12 protein-coding genes are annotated in these 21,048 nt (G+C 65.3%); 5 read left to right on the plus strand and 7 right to left on the minus strand.

Annotated elements, in window-relative coordinates; all coding sequences use genetic code 11:
* Window positions 1-43: 43 nt before the first annotated feature.
* Both J1N60_RS12600 and J1N60_RS12605 read right to left on the minus strand, forming a co-directional pair.
* Window positions 44-1,237, minus strand: a complete 1,194-nt coding sequence (locus tag J1N60_RS12600) for a GNAT family N-acetyltransferase (protein WP_312907896.1) — start codon at window positions 1,235-1,237, stop codon at window positions 44-46.
* 57 nt (window positions 1,238-1,294) lie between these two features.
* Window positions 1,295-2,197 (minus strand): sugar phosphate isomerase/epimerase family protein, encoded by a 903-nt coding sequence (locus J1N60_RS12605; RefSeq protein WP_312907898.1) that lies wholly within the window; start codon window positions 2,195-2,197, stop codon window positions 1,295-1,297.
* A 191-nt stretch (window positions 2,198-2,388) separates the two neighbouring features.
* On the opposite strand from J1N60_RS12605, the gene J1N60_RS12610 reads away from it, so the two are divergent.
* Both J1N60_RS12610 and J1N60_RS12615 read left to right on the plus strand, forming a co-directional pair.
* Window positions 2,389-4,140 carry a family 20 glycosylhydrolase gene (locus J1N60_RS12610; RefSeq protein WP_312907900.1) on the plus strand — a complete coding sequence of 584 codons (1,752 nt, stop codon included), beginning with the start codon at window positions 2,389-2,391 and terminating at the stop codon, window positions 4,138-4,140.
* Window positions 4,141-4,462: 322 nt separating this feature from the next.
* Complete coding sequence (locus J1N60_RS12615) at window positions 4,463-8,188, plus strand: heparinase II/III domain-containing protein (RefSeq protein ID WP_312907902.1); 3,726 nt, start codon at window positions 4,463-4,465, stop codon at window positions 8,186-8,188.
* Window positions 8,189-8,239: 51 nt separating this feature from the next.
* On the opposite strand, the gene J1N60_RS12620 is transcribed toward J1N60_RS12615, so the two are convergent.
* The gene (locus tag J1N60_RS12620; protein ID WP_312907904.1) at window positions 8,240-9,466 is read right to left on the minus strand and encodes a DegT/DnrJ/EryC1/StrS family aminotransferase; all 1,227 of its coding nucleotides are present in this window, start codon (window positions 9,464-9,466) and stop codon (window positions 8,240-8,242) included.
* A gap of 130 nt (window positions 9,467-9,596) precedes the next feature.
* On the opposite strand from J1N60_RS12620, the gene J1N60_RS12625 reads away from it, so the two are divergent.
* Together J1N60_RS12625 and J1N60_RS12630 are read left to right on the plus strand one after the other, a co-directional pair.
* Window positions 9,597-10,760 (plus strand): hypothetical protein, encoded by a 1,164-nt coding sequence (locus tag J1N60_RS12625; protein WP_312907906.1) that lies wholly within the window; start codon window positions 9,597-9,599, stop codon window positions 10,758-10,760.
* Window positions 10,761-10,864: 104 nt separating this feature from the next.
* Window positions 10,865-11,686, plus strand: coding sequence for a PIG-L deacetylase family protein (locus J1N60_RS12630; protein WP_312907908.1), 822 nt, complete (start codon window positions 10,865-10,867; stop codon window positions 11,684-11,686).
* Between the two features lie 120 nt (window positions 11,687-11,806).
* Here the strand turns inward: J1N60_RS12630 and J1N60_RS12635 are convergent, their stop codons facing one another.
* The 4 genes from J1N60_RS12635 to J1N60_RS12650 all read right to left on the minus strand — a co-directional run bounded on the left by J1N60_RS12635 (window position 11,807) and on the right by J1N60_RS12650 (window position 17,032).
* Window positions 11,807-13,291 (minus strand): sulfatase family protein, encoded by a 1,485-nt coding sequence (locus tag J1N60_RS12635; RefSeq protein WP_312907910.1) that lies wholly within the window; start codon window positions 13,289-13,291, stop codon window positions 11,807-11,809.
* A 111-nt stretch (window positions 13,292-13,402) separates the two neighbouring features.
* The gene (locus J1N60_RS12640) at window positions 13,403-14,629 is read right to left on the minus strand and encodes an aminotransferase class V-fold PLP-dependent enzyme (RefSeq protein WP_312907912.1); all 1,227 of its coding nucleotides are present in this window, start codon (window positions 14,627-14,629) and stop codon (window positions 13,403-13,405) included.
* A complete protein-coding gene (locus tag J1N60_RS12645; RefSeq protein WP_312907914.1) occupies window positions 14,626-15,360 on the minus strand; it encodes a fumarylacetoacetate hydrolase family protein in 735 nt (244 codons plus the stop codon). Before J1N60_RS12645 ends, J1N60_RS12640 begins: the two co-directional genes overlap by 4 nt.
* A gap of 73 nt (window positions 15,361-15,433) precedes the next feature.
* On the minus strand, window positions 15,434-17,032 hold the full coding sequence (locus tag J1N60_RS12650) for an N-acyl-D-amino-acid deacylase family protein (RefSeq protein ID WP_312907916.1): 1,599 nt from the start codon (window positions 17,030-17,032) through the stop codon (window positions 15,434-15,436).
* Between the two features lie 199 nt (window positions 17,033-17,231).
* Between J1N60_RS12650 and J1N60_RS12655 the strand changes: the two genes are divergently transcribed.
* Window positions 17,232-21,011 (plus strand): carbohydrate-binding protein, encoded by a 3,780-nt coding sequence (locus J1N60_RS12655; RefSeq protein WP_312907918.1) that lies wholly within the window; start codon window positions 17,232-17,234, stop codon window positions 21,009-21,011.
* Window positions 21,012-21,048 lie beyond the last annotated feature (37 nt).

The raw sequence follows: 21,048 nt of genomic DNA on the forward strand, positions 1-21,048 counted from the left end.
GGAGTCCGAAGTGGAACCCGTGTCGAGATGGAGAGCGAGACCGTCAGACGTGCTCGGATGCCCACACGAAGAATCTGAGCGGCAGGGCCGTCTCGAGCAGCGGATCGCCCGCCCGAAGGTGGGCACACCGGTCGTGCATGCCGAACAGGAGCGACGACATCGCCGTTCGCTCGCACTCGATGTCCGGTTCTCGTCCGTCGCTTCCAGGCTCGACCGATACCCCATCGGGACCGTACACGATCCGGACCGACTGCTCACCCGCGATGGCGAGTTCGACGCTTCCCTCGCCGGATCGCCCGCTCTCGAGCCAGCGCTCCTCGAGGTGTCCCTCGAACGCCTCGAGCACGTCCTGCAGGTCGTTGATGCGGAACTTCCGGTGTGGACGCGCCGTCCAGAACCGGCTGTGACGAGAGACGATCGGCTCGAGCGGGTGCCACGGCGGGACGCGCGCCGTCAGTTCGTTCAGGTCGAGCAGCGCCAGGACGTGCGAGAGCAGTGTCTCGAGGCCGCGTTTGGAGCCGCCGAACTCCTCGATCGTGCGGCTGCGACTCGTTCGCGTGAGGCTCACGTAGGCGGGGCCGTTCGCGCTGGCGTCGGCACCGTCATCCGCGTCACCGTCGGCACCGCCACCGCCGTACACGAACGTCTCCAGGTCGCGCTGTCCGAGGACGGTTCGAGTCCCGTCCAGGTCGCGGACCACGCGGTACGGTTCGGCCTCGTGGATCTCGTGGAGCGTCTCGAGGTGGGTGTCGGCGTCGTAGCCGACGACGGCTTCCGAGGCGGTCGCGTCACCGTCGAACGATCGCTCGGTGAGCTTGTACTGGTACTCGGTGCCGACGTTCTCGTAGCCGAAGTGGGCGTAGCGCTGACGGTTACCGCTCAGATCGGAGAGGGGAACGTCCTCGTCGGCCATCCGATCGAACCAGAACTCGAGCAACTGGCTCATGTAGCCGTTGCCGCGGTATCGTCTGTCGGTGGCGACGCCGCCGATACCCCAGCACTCGACCGTCTCGCCGTCGACTCCGGTCGAGAGGGTCTGTGGGACGGCGCCGATGTGGCTCACGATGCGGTCGTCCTCGACGATGATCGCGTGGTAGTCGCTGTGGTCCGGGTCATATGCAAACGGGAGGCTGGCTTGCATCCCGCCGCGCTCGTAGGCGAAGTAACGGTCGAGCAGCCCCATCATCTCCGAGAACTCCTCCGGGGTCGCGAGTCGCGGACCGTCGGCGTCGGTCATCGGGACCACCGCGTTGCTGGTCGGTCGGTTTCGGTACGAGCGTCGGTCGTAGAGTCGTCAGTTGACATGGTCGATGAGTGTGGTGAGTTGGTCGAATTCGTGCGTTGCAATCGCGACGTCGTCGCCGGGTTCGTCCTGTGGTACGCTACACTCGCCGGTGACGAACCCGTCGTAATCGGTCGCCGCCAGCGCCTCGAACAGGGGCGTGTGATCGACCTCGCCTTCGCCGAGCCGGCGGGGTCGATACGTCCGCAGGCCGTCGGCGGTCTCGAGGCGGAACGCTCCGGGGGCGCCCCCGTTCTCGCCCCCGTTTCTGTCCCTGTCCCCGTCGGCGACCAGTTGCTCGTCCTTGACGTGGACGTGGCGCAGGTCGTCGCCCAGTCGGTCGACGGAGTCGGCACCGTACGCCTCGCCGACGAGGAACATGTTTCCGGCGTCGTGGATGACGCCCACGTTGTCCCGGTCGATGGCCGACAGCAGTTGCTCCGTACCCGAGACCGTCTCGGAGAGCCAGCGGGCGTGAATTTCGATCAGGAGGGTGACGTCGTACGTCGCGGCCCGATCAGCGGCCCGCTGATACCACGTCGCGGCCGTCTCGACGTCTTCGTCGGTCGCTTTCCACGGGGCCGGTCCGCCGGGATTGTGCCGAACGAAGTCGCACTCGAGCAGGGTCGCGAACTCGAGGAATCGCTCGAGTGCCTCGATCTGAGCCTCACACTCGGATCGGGACTTGCCGACGTACGCACCCGTGTAGGTCGCGAGACACGGAACGTCGAGGTCGTGATCGTCGAGTCGTTCCCGGAGGGCAGCGACCTCGTCGGTCGTCCGGTCGACGTCGAGGTGGGGGCCCCGGCACATCGGTTCGAACCCGTCGTAGCCGATTTCGGCCGTCAGATCGACGGCCTTCTCGAGGCTCCGGTCGCGCAGAACCTTGCTGAACAGGGCTGGTTGGATCGCCATCTGGTGTAGGGTATTCTCGAACAATTATAAATACTGGCACGGTATGGGTTCGTGGTCGTCGCCACCAAAAAACGACGCGTCGCACCTCGAGCGAAGGCGTGACGATCAGTTATCGTGTTCAGTCGAGGGATTGCACGACGATTGGCGGTACAAACGATTAAGACCCTCGCCTCCATCGGACCCGATAGCACATGACAGCGACCGAGCTACGCGTCGTTCCTCGACCGCGTCGCGTCGAGACGGCGAGCGGAACCGTCCGATTCGAGCCGCCATTTGCGCTCGCCACGGGGGCGGACGTCCCCCCAGTCGTCGTTTCCCTGTTCGAAACGCTCCTCGAACGGGAGACGAACTCTCCGGTACAGCGGGGAACCGACGACGCGGACGTCGAACTCCGTCTTGAGGACTCGCCCACCAATGCACCCTCCGACGCGGTCGGCGACCCGGAGGGGTACGTCCTCGAGGCGGACGCCGACGCAGAGAGGGTAACGATTCGCGCTGCGAGCGCCGACGGCCTTCGACACGGCTGCCAGACGTTCGTGACCGGAATTTCACGAGTCGGTGAGGGCGACGGACACGAACAGTGGACCCTGCCCGGCTGCGAAATCCACGACTGGCCGGAGTCGTCCTGGCGGGAGTTCATGCTTGACCCGGCTCGCGGCTTTCTCCCGGTCGAGCAGGTGAAACGACGGATCGACCAGGCCGCGCGGGCAAAGTACAATCGACTCCACCTCCACCTGCTCGACGACGAAGGGTACGCCCTCGAGTCTGCGGCCTACCCCAGACTGAACCAGGACGCGGACGGCGCGCCCCACCCCGCGTACTCGCCGGAGGACGTCGATGAACTCGTCACCTACGCGAGCGACCGTGGGATCGACATCGTTCCCGAAATCGACGTTCCGGCCCACGCCAGTCACCTCCTCGAGCGGTATCCCGAACTCCGGTGTACCGTCGAAGACGGCGAGCCCGCCGACCGAACGATCTGTATCGGCTCCGAAGAGACCGTCGAGTTCGTCGAGACGCTACTCGAGGAGGTGATCGAGCAGTTCCCCTTCGAGTACGTCCACGTTGGCGGCGACGAGTGGGAGATGCAGGGGTACTCTTGGAACGAGTGCGTCGATTGCCAGGCGAAGATGGCTGCGGACGGCTCCGAGACGGACACCGAGCACTTCTACGCGTTCGTTCGCCACCTCCACGACTTCCTCGCCGGCCACGACCGCCGGACAATTGTCTGGAACGACCAGATCGACATCTCGATGTCGCCCGACCTCCCCCGGGACCTGCTGATCCACTTCTGGCGCGTCGCGGCGCCCGACCGAGGTCCGGTAGAGGGGTGTAGCCTGGAGCGGTTCCTCGAGGGGCGATTCGACGTGATCAACTCCTACGTCCACGCGGCCTACGTCCGGGGCTGGATCACGGAGGACTACATGCTCGGGTGGGCGCCCACGCGTCGGCCGACGGTCCCGGACGATCGGGCGTCGCAGGTTCGCGGCGGGGGACTGCTCGCGTGGGAACCCTCTGACGAGGCGGAGCGGGCGTACTTCGAGCGGGCGCTCCCGTCGGCGATGCCGATCTTCGCGGACCGACTCTGGAACTCGACGGGCGTCGACGACCGGGAATCCTACTCGCTGTCGGTGACCCGACACGCGCTCGGCCCGTTCGTCCCGGACGGGTTCGACGTGTATCGCGAACTGGGTGGACTGATTCTGCCGACGTGGTGGAAGCGCCCATCCGGAACGCTGCTCGCCCACGTGAATCGTTCGCTCCGGGATCGAACGCCCGCCCAGGCCGAGGCGGACTACCGATCGGCGATCGAGACGCTCTCGAGGCTGCGCGAGACCGATCGGACGATCTATCCCGAAACCGCATCGGCGTACGAATCGTCACTCGAGTGGCTGGTCGAGGTCGCCGAGCGAGACGGTCGGGGCGTTCTCGACCGGCCCTGAGCACACCTCGAGTCCCTCTCGTAGTCCCTTCAGCGGTCCTCTCGTGGCCCACTCGTGGTACCTTCAAGTCCACTCCGAGGCCCCTCGTGGCCTGCTGACCGAATTTGAGGTCCTATCGGAGCGAAATTCTCTGGAAAGTGGATTCGGATGCAAAACGATCGACGCGCGACGAGTACACCGTATCGGTTTTGACGAATTAGAACCGGGAGTAACGGCTAAATCATTAGCCAGAGCAGACGCCTGTTTTATATACTCGAGATATGTGATAACGATACAATAGTTTGCGAAAATTATATTGTATTGTAAAATAATGTGTGGGTGGATGTCATATGACAAGCCACGTCGGGACCGTAGCGAGCGGTCTCGAGAGGAACTGGATGCAGTAACCGAACGGTCGAGCGCCTTCGACGTCTCGCGGCGATCGATGCTGGCGACGACGGGCGCCGGTATTCTCGGCGGGCTCTTCTCGAGCACCGGGACGGTCGGCGCCGCGGAGTCCGACGCGCTCAACGCGAAGACCCGAACCACGATCTGGACCGACGAGATGCGAGCGAACGCCCGACGGAACATCGGCCGGTACGACTGGGCCACGAGTCAACGGGACACCGCTGTCGCGGAAGCCGACGCGCGTCTGGAACGGCTGGGCCCCGACCTCGAGAGCCTCTGGAGCCTGGTCACTGCCCAGGGAATCCCTCGCGGCGGTGGACTGGTGAACCAGCGCGAGATCCTCGGCGGCTACCACGATTCGGGCGACGACCGCCTCTGGAAGATGAAGACGGAAGTCGACAATCCGCACGGCGACGGGAAACTCACCATGCCGACGAACGACTTCGGCGCCTACCGCGAGAGCGGCCTGGACGACCGGGGAATGTTCGATCCCGACCTGGCCGACGACTCGCTGCTGGTCAACGAGGAACACCCCGAGATGGGCGAGGGCTGGGGCGTCGACGACGGCTGGGGATGGATCGACGAGAACGACGACCTGGGCGGCGGCGCCGGTACCAGGTGGAACTTCGTCGCCTACTACAACCACTGGCACATCTGGCGGCCGGGAGGCATTCTCGGACTCGTTCGCCGCCTCACTGACGCCTACCTCTACACCGGCGACCGGAAGTACTCGAGGGCGGGAACCGTTCTCCTCGACCGGATTGCGGACGTCTATCCCGAAATGGACCTCACCGAGTACACGTTCACGCTCGACGGGTTCTGGAACAGCCACGGCGGCCGCCAGACGGGGAAGGTGGTCGGTGCGTTCTGGGAGTCGAACCTCATGCGGCCGATCGTCCGCTCCTACGACGCGTTCTTCCCCGGCATGGAGGACGACGACGAACTCGTCGCGTTCCTCGAGGACAGAACCGACGAGTACCCGGGTCTGGCGGACAAGGATTCGATCGAGAAGATCCGAAAGAACATCGAGGATGGTATCCACCGCGAGATCCTGCCAGCGAACAAGGATTCGAACATGATCGTCGCGAGCGGCGGCGGGAGCGCACTCGTGCAGGCCGCTCGCGCACTCGACGAGCCCGACGGCTACACGAAGGAGGCGATCGAGTGGGTCTTCCAGCCCGGCGACGAGTACTTCGACGGTGACGTCTGGAACGAAGAGCCCGAGAACTGGTACACTACCGGCGGAAACATCCTCACCCCGCTGGTCGACCGGGCCGACCGCGACGGGTATTTCGAAATCGAGGCGCCACACTACAACCGCATCCCACACAGCTCGGTTCGACAGGTAGCCGACTATCTCCGGGGGTACGACGCGTTCGACGGCGCGGACCTCTACCAGCACCCCAAACTCCAGCAGTCGCTCCTCCAGAACACGCATCTGCTGTTGATCGACGAGTTCACACCCCAACTCGGCGACGCACACGGCCCGTCCGCCGTCGAGTGGAGCCAGACCTCGGTCGAGGAAGGATTCAAGCTGACTGGTGAGCCGATCTTCGCCCAACTGTGGCACTACCAGAACGGCTACTCGACCGCGGGGATCAACGGCTCCATCTTCGACGCCGAGCCCGAGGACCTCAGCGACGACGTGCAGGCGATCATCGACGCCGAGGGGCCCCTCGACCTGCCGAGCCAGAACCTCGCGGGCTACGGCTTCGCCGCGCTCCGGGACGGCGAGAACTATCTGAACCAGTCGTTCGGGACGACCTACGACACGTCGAACCTGTTCGCCGACGCCTCTACGGAGGTCAACGATAGCTTCGACGAAGCCATTCAGTTCCAGTGCTACGAACCCGGCGAGTGGTGGACCTTCGAGTTCGACGCCGACGAAGCCGGCGAGTACGACCTCGAGATCGAATCGCTGTTCGTCGGCTCGTACGGCATCTACGACCTGTTTCTCAACGGAGAGCAGGTCGACACCGTCGACTTCTACAGCCCTTCGTTCACCCGCGACACCATCACGTACACGGTCGACCTCGAGGCTGGCACCAACGAACTCCGCTTCGAGTGCGTCGGCAAGAACGACGAGTCGAGCAACTACCTGATGGCGCTGTACTACCTCACGGTGGTCGGCGAGGACGAACGCGAGGACTGGGAGAACGCCAAAGAACTGGGCAACGCCAAGCGCGCGTTCTGGATGTACTACGGCCGAACGGGCATCAACGCGGGCGGCAGCACCCACAATCACGGCGACGCGCTCAACCTCGGCGTGGCAGCTCACCGGCTCGAGCTCTCGCCCGACCTTGGCTACCCCGAGCGGACCGGCAACTGGCCGAAACACGACTTCACGAAGGGGACGATTAGCCACAACACCGTCACGGTCGACCGATCGCGCCAGGAGCAGCGGTGGGTCGCCACGCCGCGTCACTTCGAGGGCGAGGACGAGCGAGTGAACCTGATCGACGTGGACGCCTACCGAGCCTACGAGCAGTGCGACGAGTACCGGCGAACGACCGCGACGATCACCGTCGACGACGAGCACTCCTACGCCGTGGACTTCTTCCGCGTCGCCGGTGGCGACGATCACGTGTTCAGCTTCCACGGACAGGTCGGCGAGACGACGGCCGAGGGCGTCGACCTCGTCCCTCAGGGTGGCGGCACCTACGCAGGTGAGGACATCCGGAAGCCGGACTACGGCGAGGAAACCGACTACAACCGCGAAGTCGGGAGCGGTTTCAACTACCTCACGAACGTCGAACGCGACACCGATCCCGGTTCCAGCGTGGCCGTCGACTGGGACATCGAGGACTACTGGAATCATCGCGACGACGACGCCGACGGTGTCCACCTGCGGCTGACCTCCTTCGGCGACTTCGACGAGGTCGCCCTCGCGGACGGCCACCCACCTGACCGGAGCGGCAATCCCGACTCCCTGCGCTACGCACTCTTGCGTCGACAGGGGAGCGGCCTCGAGAGCGACTTCGTCTCGACGATCGAGCACTACGAGGGCGAGCGCGCCGTCGAGAACGTCGAGAAGGTTTCCGTCGAGGGCGGCGACGGTCACGCCGTCAGGGTCGAACTGACGAACGGGCGCACCGACTACGTGGTCTGCGCGTTCGACGAGACCGACACGCTGACGGTCGACGACACGTTCGAGTTCAAGGGCTTCTTCGGCCTCTACTCGGTCGAAGACGGCGAGCCCGAGTACGCCTACGTCCAGGACGGAACGCGGCTCAAGCCCCTCGACGAACCCGCACTCGTCCAGGAATCGGTCAGCCGCGTGCAGGGCATCGTCGAGGACTTCACCCGCGAGATGAGCCTCGAGAACGAACTGACGATCAGAGTTGCGGGTAACGGAGGCCACCTGGAGCGCCACGCCGGCTTCGTCTACGTCGACAACGACGACTCCGATCCGTGGCGAGGTGAACCGGACCCGACGAACCCCATCGAAGGCCGCGACCAGCGCGGCCAGGGCAACGGTACCTACCCGATCGAAGAGGTCGGGGACAGCAACGGGAATCTGGTGACGTTCGACACTGGTCGCCAGACGTTCACCCGGGACTTCGTCGACCCCGACCAACTCGAGGACGGCGGCTACAACTACATCATCGACGACAACGACGACGTGCAGATTCCGTTGACGTCGACCTGGTCGGCAGAGTAATCGACGTCCGCTCGATCACCGACGGGTCGATCGTCGTTACCGTCGGTCATCTTACCGCTCACGGAGTTCGTCGACGTGGTCTTTCACCTTTCGAATCGCGGTGGGGATCGTTCGGATTCCCTCCTCGTCGGCGAGCAACACTGGATGGCTGTAAGCGACGTTCTCCCTGCACAGTTGCTCCGCACCGGGAAGGTGCAGGTTCCAGTAGTCCGGGACGTCCGTTCCGGGTGGGAGAAGCCGCCGAACCTGATCGCGGAAGAACGCCGGTTGCTTGTAGATCGGCACTTCGTAGCCGTCGTAGACCGGCACGCCCTCGGCGCGCACTGCTTCGATGAATCGGTCGCGGCTAAGTCCACCGAACGCCTCGCCGTCGTAGCGAACGTTCTCGAGACAGTAGCCACGAGCGGTAATGCGATCGTCTCGCGGTTTGGTGTGTATCCCGTCGATCTCCTCGAATTCTGCGAGGAGCAGTTCCTCGTTCGCTTCGCGTCGTTCGTTCTCCTCGGGCAGTTTCTCGAGCTGGCCGATCGCGACGGCGGCCTGGAACGCGGACATCCGGGAGTTCGAGGCGAGTTTGTAGTGACGATATCCCGTCTCACCTTGCGAACGGCCGATATTCTGCATGACCCGGGCTCGTTCCGCGAGCACGTCGTTGTCGGTGACGACGATGCCGCCTTCGCCGCTGGGAAGTGACTTCGATTCCTGGAACGAGAACGTCCCGAACTCGCCAAAGGTGCCGACCTTCTGGCCGCGCCACTCCGATCCCTGCGCGTGGGCTGCGTCCTCGATCAGGAAGAGGTCGTGTTCCTCGACGATCGGCAGCAACTCGTCCATGTCCATCGGATACCCCGCGAAGTGGACGCCGATAACCCCGACCGTGTCGTCGGTGATCTGCTCGCGTACCGAGTCGGGATCGATGTTGAACGTCTCCGGGTCGGTATCGGCGAATCGCGGGATTGCCCCCACGGCGGGAACGACGCTCGCACTCGCAATGAAGGAGTAGGAGGGGACGATCACTTCGTCGCCGGGCTCGACGCCGACGGCCCGGAGCGCCAGTTCGATCGCAACGGTCCCGTTACTGACGGCGATCGCGTGTTCGGCGTCGTGGTACGCGCCAAATTCGTTCTCGAGGCGTTCGATCCACGGGCCGCGACACCAGTCGCCGCTCTCGAACGCCTCGAGGAGATACGCTCGAGACGTCTCCGTCGGCTGTGGCCACTCCGGGATCGAGAGTGCTTCGGCTGCTTTCGGTCCGCCGTCGATGGCAAGTTCGCCCATAGGTAGCCCTCTCATTTCTGTGCCGGCATAAAGATACCGCGACCCCGTACGACCCTGGGGTCCGAGGATTCCCGTCCTTTCGACGGACGAGGCGACTACCTTTATGCCGGTCCCCTTCGACGTTCCCGACATGCCAGCACTGTGGACCTATCCCTGGACACTCGAGCACGAGGGACTCGAGGCGGCCTGTGAACGGCTCCGCGATCACGGGATCGACGCGATCAACGTGGCCAGCCACTATCACTCGGTTCGATCGATGCAGCCCCGGTTTCCCGACGACCTGTTTCGCGCCTACGGCGGCGGCTGTTACTTCGAGCCCGGCGAACGGTTCGACGACCTGCCGATTGAGCCGCCGGTCAACCGCGTCGGCTCGTGGGACGAACCGCTCGCGGAAGTCGTCGACGGCGCACACGATCACGGGATGGCCGTCAACGCGTGGACGGTCTGTCTCCACAACACGCGACTGGGATCGACGAACCCCGACTACCGGTTCGAGAGCGCGTTCGGCGACGCTCACGACCACTCGCTGTGCCCGTCTCACCCCGCGGTCCGGGACTACTTCGCGGCGGTCGTCAGATCGATCCGCGACCGTGGCATCGACGAGATTCAGCTCGAGTCGGTCGGGTTCCCGAGCGCGTTCCACGACCACGGATCGCAGTACGGCCACGACAAGCGCCAGACAGTGACGACGGATAGCGAATCGGTGCTCCTCTCGCAGTGTTTCTGCGACGGCTGTCGATCCACGGCCGCGTCACACCGAGTCGACCTCGAGCGAGCGCGAGAGCGCGTCCAGGACCTCGTTCGCCCCTCGCTCGCCGATCCAAACGCCTCGCTGCCACCGGTCGACGACCTTCGCGAGCAAGAACCGCTCGTGGACGACCTGCTCGAGTTCCGGGCGACCGTGATCGAGGCATTGATCGAGCGACTCGCCGCGGCGTCCGGATCGGCCCCGCTCAATTACTACGCGATGGAGGCCTACGGCCAGGCGCCAGCGGCGCTCCCCGCGGCGGGCGTCGACCTGGCACGCCTCGAGGCCCACCTCGATCGGGTGACGGCGCTGTGTTACGTCGCCGACGCGGAGACGGCCCGCGAGCGAATTGCGGCGCTCGAGCGGGTCGTCGACCGTCCGATCGATGCCGGAATCACGCTCGATCCGGCCGTCGTCTCCGGGGCCAATCAGGTGACCGACCTCGTGGAGGGGATCCGGTCGGCGACCGACGGCCGCCTCTCGATCTATCACCACTCACTGCTGACGGAGACGCACCTCGAGTGGATCGGCGAGGCGCTCTCGTAGCGCGATCCGTACGTCGTCCAGGGTCGCGACCGCTCTCGGCACCAACCACGACCTCGCTCTCGAGCGACCGGAACGTTTTCGCACCCACCGGCCGTACTGTAGCCATGTCCAGACGACTGCTGGTGATCGGTGCCCACCCCGACGACCCCGACATTCGCGCCGGCGGGCTGGCGTGTTCGTGGGCGGACGCCGGCCACGACGTCCGTTTCGTCTCGATGACCGACGGCCGCGGCGGCCACCACGAACAGCACGGGAGCGAACTCGCCGAACGACGGCGTCGGGAAGCCGCTGCGGCCGCCGACACTGCCGGAATCGAGTACCGCGTCCTCCAGAACCCGGACGGCCTGCTCGAGCCGACCCTCGAGAACCGCGAGACGGTCATCGAACTGATCCGCGAGTACGACCCCGACCTCGTGCTGACCCACCGGACGAACGATTACCATCCGGATCACCGGTACACCTCGCAACTGGTTCGAGACGCGGCCTACATGGTCACCGTCCCGAACGTCTGTCCGGAGACGCCGGCGCTCGATGACAATCCCGTGTTCGCGTACCTGCTCGACACGTTCGAACGACCGTACCCGTTCACGCCGGACGTCGTCGTGCCGATCGCTCCCGAACACGTCGAGTGCAAGTACGACGCGCTCGACTGCCACGAGTCCCAGATGTACGAGTGGTTGCCGTACAACAAGGGCGAACTCGAGGGCGTTCCCGACGATCCAGACGACCGGCGCGAGTGGCTCGAGACGGATCCGATTCCGGGACTCGCGGAGATGCGCGCGACGGCCGATCGGTTCCGCGACGACCTGATCGAGCAGCACGGACCCGAACGCGGCCGGGAGATCGAGTACGCCGAGGCGTTCGAGGTGTCCGAGTACGGCGGCGACCTCACGTCGCCTCTCGCCTCGGATCTCGTGTCCCCCTGATTCCGTCGGCCCTTGACTCTGAGGCCTCGAGGGGCTCGAGCACCATTTCATCTGCAATTATCACAGTGGCAAAAAATAGCCGAGAGCCGCTAGAAGCGATCGCTAATAGTACGCGAGCGGTCAGCCGTGTCGCTCGAGCAGCGCCGTCGCGTGCTCGCCCCGGCCCGTCCGTCGAAGGTGTTCGGCGTAGTCCTCGAGCGCGTCCCACGTGTAATACGGCCCCTTGCCGCGGAGGACCTGCCACATCGGGTCGGTGACGGCGTTTTCGGCGCCGGGGTTGCCGCCCCGGTCGCCCCGAGCGGCCTCGAGCAGGCGGTCGTCGACCCACTGCTGGAGCGTGCTCAATCCGTCGCGGACGACATCGGGGTGCTCGTCGACGAGATTCGTCGTCTCGTGCGGGTCGTGGGCCAGGTCGAACAGCATGAGGTCCTCGAGGTCGCTCTTGTACGCGTCGTGGTAGGTCTTGATCAGCAGCCAGTCGTCCCAGCGAACGGCCCGTTGGCAGGTCCAGGTTCCCTGACTGAGCACGAGGCGTTCGCGGCCGCTTCCGTCGTCCATCCCATCGGTGACTGATTCGGCGAACGACCGCCCGTCCCAGCCCTCGGGGACGTCGCCGCCGACGAGGTCGACGAGGGTCGGCGGGAAATCGATCTGGTACCGGAATTCGTCGTCGACGCCCGGTTCGATCCCGGGGCCGCGAACGATCAGCGGGACGTTGCAGGTCGGCTCGTCGGCCGTCTGGTGGTCACCGTAGACGTTGAGTTCGCCCAGGTTCTCGCCGTGATCGGCACTCACAACGACGAGCGTGTCCTCGAAGACGCCGGCCTCGCGCAGGAGGTCGAACAGCTTCCCGACGTGGTGGTCCATGTAGTGGACGCCCACGTCATAGCCGTCGACCATGGTCTCGAAGTCCTCGCGCGAGGCGACATCGGGGGGCATCCGGGGCGCGTCTCGCTTGTCGCCCCAGCTACACAGGTCCTGTGCGCTCTGGGCGCCGGTTCCCTGATAGTGGCGCTCGATCACGTCCCCGGTCGGCCAGTCCGGGGCGGCGTCGTCCGCGAACGGGTGGCCGTACTCGAGCGGCGTCGTGTACTCGGTGTGGGGGTCCCAGAAGTTGACGTGGAGGTACCAGTCGTCCTCGGCGGCGTGCTCGGTGAGCCAGTCGCGGGCGTAGGGGTAGACCTCGTCAGCTCGCTCCGAGCCGTTGCCGCCGGTGTCGTAGAGTTCGTCGAATCCCTCGACGACCTGCCAGGCGTCGTGGCGGGCGGGAAACGGGCTGATCATCGCCGTGTCAAGCCCCTGTTCGCCGAGAATCGAGGCGAGCGTTCTGAAGCGTCGCGGGTAGCGTTCGCCGCGGGCGGGACCGTGTCGGCGCGGATCGGCGTTGAGCCCGCCGTGATTGATCACGCCGGTGTGGATGCCGAACCGACCGGTGTAGAACGCCGTCCTCGAGGGGAGACACGGCGCGTCGGACGCGTAAACGTTCGTGAACCGGCGCCCGTCGGCGGCGATCTCGTCGATGTTCGGTGACGTCTCCCGGTGGTAGCCGTAACACCCGAGGTGATCGAGTCGTAGCGAATCGACGTCGATGTACAGTATCCGCATAGGGTGAGATTCTCGTCCAGGAGAATAGGTGTTTTCGTCTATTGCCGGCTCGACGTCGTCCATCGGTGACATCGAGCCGGGCAACCCCCGAAGGTCGTCCTCGAGGTACCCTTACTCGGTCTCGAAACCGACGTGAGCGGCGATCCGCTCGACGACGTACTCGGCCTGGTCGTCCGGGAGACACCGGGGGTTGATCGTGAACTGGGACTGGTGGACGTCGTCGGCGCCGACGAAGATTCGCGGGTTCTCCGCCCGGAGCCCTCCGACCAGCGATACGGTATCGACCGGCGACCGCTCCTCGTCTACGGTCACGACGACGCTGGTGACCGCGTCGGTCTTCCCGGCGTTGGCGAGGTCAGCGTCGAGACAGTCGATCCCCTCGAGTCGGCCGGCGATTCGCTCGGCGCGGTCGTGCCATTCCTCGAGTACCGCCTGGTCGTCCTGCTCGATGAACGCGTCGAGCGCGGCGATCAGTCCGGCCAGTTCCTCCTTGCCGACCTTCATCGACCGACCGATCCCCTGTCGGGGAACGCCGGGGAGGTCGTCGACGTCGACGAGGCTCTCAGGCGGGTCGTACACGGGCTCGGAAGCGTGCATGTCGAGGTGCTGGCGAGCGACCGATGTGATCAGGTCCTCGCGTCCGGCGAGGATTCCAGAGGATTGGGGGCCGCGGATCGCCTTTCCGCCGCTGAAAGCGACGAGATCGGCGCCCTGCTCGACGAATTTCGAGAGGTTCTCGGTCGGCGGCAACTCGGCCGCCGCATCGACGATGACCGGGACGTCGTGGTCGTGGGCGATCTCGACGACCGTCTCGAGCGGCGGTCGTGTGTAGGGTTTCTCCATGTAGGCCACCGCGACCGTCTCGTCGGTGATCGCCGCCTCGATCTCCCATGGCTCGGTGTTCTCCGAACCGGTGCCGAGGGTATAGTCGTTCGCCCCGACGTCGACGATTTCGGCGCCAGCGACGCGCAGGGCGTGGTCGTAGCCGTTTCGGTGGGTGCGAGGCATCACGATCTCGCTCGGGACGTCCTCGGTGTCGGGCAGCCGGGCCATGACCTCGAGGTCGTCGCCGGCGATACACGCGGCCGCCGCCAGCGTGAGCGCGGAACTCGCGCCGTTGGTGACGTAGCCGGCGTCAGCGCCAGTCGCCTCGGCGATGCGCTCGGAAGCGGCCGCCTGCAGGTCCGAGAGGCGGACGAACGCCTCTGCCGCACGATTCATGGCCTCGAGGGACTCCTCCCGGATGAGCGTGCCGCCGATCCGTGTCTTGGTCCCGGTCGCGTTGACGACCGGCGGGACGCCGAGGTCGTCGTAGATCGTGTCCCCGTCGAGCGTCATCGGGCGATCACCCGGTTCTCGAGGACGCCGACACCCTCGAACTCGACCTCGACGACGTCGCCCTCGCTCAGATCGTCCGGTCCGAAGGGCGTCCCGGTCGCGATGACGTCGCCCTGCTCGAGGGTGATGAGTTCGGAGACGTCCGAGACGAGTTCCGGCACCGTGAAGATCAGGTGTTCGCGCGTGCTCTCCTGTTTCGTCTCGCCGTTCAGGCGCAACTCGAGGGTGGCGTCGTCGGGCACCTCGTGCGGCGTGGCCACCACGGGCCCCATCGGGAGCGAGGCGTCGAAGGCCTTCCCGCGCACCCAGTTGCGCTCCTCCGCTTGGTCGTCCCGGTTCGAGATGTCGTTGAGGCAGGTGAAGCCTTCGACGACGTCCATCGCCTCTTCGACCGAGACGTCGCGACACTGCTCGGCGATGACGACGCCGAACTCGGCCTCGAACTCGACGCTCTCGCGTCCTGGCGGTAGTTCGATGGCGTCGCCGTGGGCGACGACGCAGTTGGGCGTCTTCAAGAAGAGTTCCGGGCGTTCCGGTCGGTCGTCGAAGCCCGACTCCCGGCGGTGGTCCATGTAGCCGCCGGCCTGGCAGATAATCTTCGTCGGTTCCGACGGCGGGAGGACGTCCACCTCGTCGGGATCGTACGTCTTGCCGTCGGCGACGATGCCGTCGCCGGTCCACTCACCGCGTCGTGCGTAGCCAGTCTGGTCGCTGAATCGTACCGTTCGCATTGTCACTCGAGCATTCCCGCGAGACACCAACGTTCTTTCGATCCCGCCAGTAATCGGTCGATCGAGGCGGTACTCAGGCCCGAATCGCACCGCCCGGCCGAGCGCCGGTGTCCTCGCCGTCGCGAACGATTGGCGTCCCGTCGACCACGACGTGTTCGATCCCGAGCGGGTACTGTTCCGGGTCGTCGAACGTCGCGCGATCGTCGACCACCGCCGGATCGAAGACGACCAGGTCCGCGTCGAGGCCCGGACGGAGCACGCCCTTCGAATCGAGTCCCATCGCTCGAGCGGGGAGCGACGTCATCGATCGGACGGCCTCCTCGAGCGACAGGAGGTTTTCCTGGCGCACGTACTTCGCCAGGATTCGGGGAAACGAGCCGTAGACGCGGGGGTGGGGACGAGCGCCGAACAGGCCATCGGTGCCGACCATGACGCGCTCGCTCCCCATGATCGTCCGGACGTCCTCCTCGATCAGTCCGTGGGCGATCATCGACGCCTCGAAGTCCTCCGCGAGCAGGACGTCACAGAGGACGTCGATCGGCGTGCTGTCGCGCTCGGTCGCGATGGTCGCGATGTCGCGTCCACCCTCCTCGCCGAATTCCTCGGAGGTGAGGTTCGTCACCTCGATGCGGTCCCAGCCGGTCTTGCCGCCGACGTTCTCCCAGCCGTCGATGCGCCACTCCTCGATGTCGCGACGAATCTCCTCGCGCTGGTCGGGGTCCGAGAGCGTCTCGCGGAGGGCGTCTGCGTCGCCCGACTGCACCCACGGCGGCAACAACGACGTCAGCATGCTACTGCCCGCCGTGTAGGGGTACTGGTCCGCAGTGACGTCCACGCCGCGCTCGCGGGCAGTCTCGACCTGTGCGAGCAGGCGGTCGGCCTTTCCCTGCTGTTCGCTGCCGGTGACCTTGAAGTGCGAAATCTGCAGCGGAATGTCGTGGTCGGCGCCGATGTCGACGAACTCGTCCAGTGCCTCCCAGATCCAGCGACCCTCGCTGCGGATGTGGGCGACGAACGGCCGGCCGTAGGGGGCGAGTTCGGCCGCGAGTCGGGACACCTCCTCGGTCTCCGAGTACACCTGCGGCGTGTAGACGAGTCCCGTCGAGAAGCCGATCGCGCCGTCCTCGAACCCCTCGCGGACGAGCGCTGCCATCTCTTCGACTTCGTCGTCGGTCGGCTGGACATCGTCCATGCCGAGCACGTCGTAGCGGGCGGTGCCGTGGCCGACCAGCGTCGCGACGTTCGGCGCGATGTTCGCGTCGTCGACCGCGTCGAGGTACTCGCCGAGGGAGTTCCACGTCCACTCGCGCTCGAGTCGCCCCGCGAGGCCGCTGAGGTACTCCTGCCACGGACCGATGCCCTCCTCCCGGTAGAGTGGGGCCATCGAGAACCCGTCCTGGCCGAGAATCTCGGTGGTGATCCCCTGTCGGGTCTTCGGGGCAAGGGAGGGGTCGGCGAACAGCTCGAGGTCGGAGTGGGAGTGGGCGTCGATGAAGCCCGGGGAAACGACGCTCCCGTCAGCGTCGATCCGCGTGTCGGCGTCGAGGCCGTGGTCGGGGGCCGTCGCGATTCGATCGATGCGACCGTCGACGACGCCGACCGCGCCACGAAACCAGGGCGCGCCCGTGCCATCGACGATCCGGGCGTTCTCGACGAGTAAATCGAGGCTCATGCACACCCAATTCGCGGCCCCCGTCCTAAATCCACCGCTCGTGGACGGCAACTGTCCCGCTGACTAGCCGTCGGACGCGCATCCTCGTTCCGTCTCGAGCCACCTGTTCTCGCTCCGAAGGGACCTATCGTTTCGTGTTATTGTGAAATGTATCTCAACCATGAAAATCTATATATCCTACGAGTTAGAGTGTTATTTGATGTCACAGCGCAAGCAACGTGAGCGTGAGGAGCACCCTTCCGAAACGGGTGACGACCACCAGTGGGAAATTGACCAGTTGGGCGCGGTTCGAAATCCCCTGACGAATCCGAATCTCTCGCGGCGATCGGTCCTGACGGCGACCGGTGCCGGGTTGCTCGCCGGATTGGTCCCGACGGGTACCGTCACCGCGGCTGAAGACGACGAGCGCTATCACCGCAAGACCCGGCCGACGATGTGGACCGAGACGATGCGGGCGAACGCTCGACGGAACATCGGTCGCTACGACTGGGCCGCGGGCCAGCGCGACAACGCCGTCGAGTCGGCCGATAGCTACCTCGAGAAGTACGGTCCTGACCTCGATAGCCTCTGGAGCCTCGTTACGTCCCAGCAGGTTCCGCGTGGTGGTGGCCTCTCGAACGAACGCCTCGTCCTGGGCGGCGACAGCGACCCCGGCACCGACCGCCTGTGGAAGATCGAGACGAACGTCGACGACCCCCACGGCGACGGCAAGTTGACGGTACCGACGAACGACTTCGGCGCCTACCGAGAGAGCGGCCTGAACGACCGGGGAATGTTCGACCCTGACCTGGCCGACGACTCGCTGCTGGTCAACGAGGAACACCCCGAGATGGGCGAGGGCTGGGGCGTCGACGACGGCTGGGGCTGGGTCGACGAGAACGACGACCTCGGGATGGGCGAGGGCAACCGGTGGAACTTCGTCGCCTACTACAACCACTGGTTCGTCTGGCGCCCCGGTGGGGTTCGTCGAATTCTCGACGCGCTGGTCGACGCCTACCTGCTCACCGAGGAATCGAAGTACGCGGTCGCCGGACTGGTACTCATTGATCGGATCGCGGACGTCTACCCCGAGATGACGATCGCGGACTACCAGCAGAACGCCCACGGCTTCTGGAACAGCCACGGCGGCCGCCAGACCGGTCGCATCATCGGGTCACACTGGGAGGGCAACCTCGCCCGGCGGCTGCTTGTCGCCTACGACGCGTTCTTCCCCGCGCTCGACGATCCGGCGGTCGCGGACGATGTCGTGAGATTCCTGGATGGGAAGACCGACGAATACCCCGGACTGGCCGCCAAGGATTCGGTTGCGCGTATCCGAGAGAACATCGAGGAGAACTACATCCAGGAGATCTTCCTGGCCGCGAAGGCGTCCCAGATCGCCCCTGGGCGGGGCCAGTTGTCGGCACTCGCGATTTCGGCCCGGGTGCTCGACGACACGCGCGAGAACGGCTATACGCGGGAGGCCATCGAGTGGATCTTCCAGCCCGGCAACGAGTACTTCGACGGCGACGTCTGGAACGAGGAACCCGAGAACTGGTACACGACGGGTGGAAACGTGCTCGCTCCGATCGTCGACCAGTGCGACCGCGACGGGTACTGGCACGAGGGCTCCCTCGGCTACAACCGGATCCGGATGTCCTCGATCCTGCAAGTCGCCCAGAACCTGCAGGGCTACGACGGGTTCGACGGCGCCGACCTCTACCAGCATCCGAAGTTCCAGAGCGCCCTCAAGATCAACTCGGACCTCCTGCTCCTGGACGAATTCTCGCCTGCGCTCGGGGACACCCACCACCCGGCGGGCAACGAGATGAGCCAGAGCGGCATTTCGGACGGCTACGAGGTGACGGGCGGTTCCCGATTCGCCAAGCTGTGGCACTACTCGAACGGCTACTCGACGACTGGAATCAGAGGCTCCATCTACGACGCCGAACCCGAGGGACTCGCCGAGGAAATCCAGTCGATCGTCGACGCCGAGGGACCCCTCGACCTGCCGAGCCAGAACCTTGCGGGCTTCGGCTTTGCAGCCCTCCGGGACGGCGAGAACTACACGACCGAATCCTTCGGCGAAACCTACGACACGTCCGACCTGTTCGCCGAGGCCTCCGCCCCGATCAACGACAGCTTCGACGAGGCGATCCAGTTCGAAGCCAGCCAGGCGGGCGAGTGGTGGACGTTCGAGTTCGACGTCGCAGACGCCGACGAGTACGAACTCGATCTCGAGACGCTGTTCGTCAGCACCTACGGCATCTACGACCTGTCCATCAACGGCGAGTACGTCGACACCATCGACTTTATGGCCGATGGCAGCGGTCGAGACACCATCTCGTACCTGCTCGAGTTGCCCGCGGGAACCAACACGATGCGCTTCGAGTGCGTCGGCAAGAACGACGACTCCGGGGGGTACAAGATGGCGCTGTACTACTTGACGTTGTTCGACGAAGAAGCCCGCGAACGTCGGGACGCGGCCGAACTGGGGAACGCGAAGCGCGCGTTCTGGATGTATTACGGCCGGAACGGAATCGGCGGCGGTGGAACCCCGCACGCTCACCGCGATACGCTACAGATCGGCGGTGCGGCCCACGAGATGGAACTCTCTCGGGACCTCGGCTATCCCGAGGCCACTGGTTCCCACCCGCCGCGACAGTTCTTCACGGACAACACGATCAGCCACAACACGGTCGTAGTCAACGAACGCGGCCAGGATCACCACTGGGTCGGCCAGCCACGACACTTCGAGGGCGAGGACGAACGGGTGAACCTGATCGACGTCGAGGCACCTCACGTCTACGAGGAGACCGACGAGTACCGGCGAACGACCGCGATGATCACCGTCGACGAGGAACACTCCTACGCCGTGGACTTCTTCCGCGTCGCCGGCGGCGACGACCACCGTTACGGCTTCCACACCACGAAAGCCGACCTCGCCACCGAGGGCCTCAACCCCGAGGCCCAGGACGGCGGGACGTTAGCCGGAGAAGGCGTGCCGTACGCAGATTCGTCGTACAACAGTCCGCGGTCGCCAGACTCGCGAGGGGCCGGGCTCAACTACTTCGACCAGGTCGAACGCGACGACGACCCCGCAGACCGGGTCGTCCTCGACTGGGATATCGAGGACCACTTCAACATGCGGGACGACGACGCCGACGGTGTCCACCTGCGACTCACGTCGTTCGGCGACTTCGACGACGTCGAACTGGCCAACGGCTATCCCCCGAACAGCTCCGGGGGCGCCGCGCCAGAGGACAGCCTCAGGTACGCCTTCCTCAACCGGCGTGGATCGGACCTCGAAACGACGTACACGTCCGTGATCGAGCACTTCGACGGCGACCGAGTCGTCGACTCGATCGAGGAGGTTCCGGTTTCGGGCGGGCCGGGCCACGCCGTCAAAGTCGAACTGACGAACGGGCGCACCGACTACGTCGTCTGTTCGTTCGAGAAGACCGACACGCTGACGGTCGACGACACCTTCGAGTTCAAGGGCTTCTTCGGCCTCTACTCGGTCGAAGACGGCGAGCCCGAGTACGGTTACGTCCAGGACGGAACGCACCTCGAGCCCCTCGACGAATCACCGCTCATCCAGGAAGCCGAGGGGTTCGTCCGGGGCACCGTCGAGGACTTCACCCGGGAGATGAGCCTCGAGAACGAACTGACGATCCGAATTGCCGCCGACAAGAACCTCCTCGAGCGCCACACCGGATTCGTCTACGTCGACAACGACCAGCGCGACCCCTGGCGGGGCGAACCCGACCCGGAGAACCCGGTCCTGGGTCGCGACCAGCGCGGCCGAGGGAACGGTTCCTATCCGGTCGAGGCCCTGGAGGGCGGGCGCGGAAACCTGCTGACGGTCGACGTCGGCGAGAAGACCTTCACCCGTGATTTCGTCGACCCAGACCGGCTCGAGGACGGCGGGTACAACTACATCATCGAGGAAGGCGACGACGTTCGGATTCCGCTGACGTCGGTGTGGTCGCGGGAGTAGGCGGTCACGGTTTCCGATTTTCTGTCCTGGCGTTCAC

The organism is Natronosalvus caseinilyticus (assembly GCF_017357105.1).
Lineage (GTDB): Archaea > Halobacteriota > Halobacteria > Halobacteriales > Natrialbaceae > Natronosalvus > Natronosalvus caseinilyticus.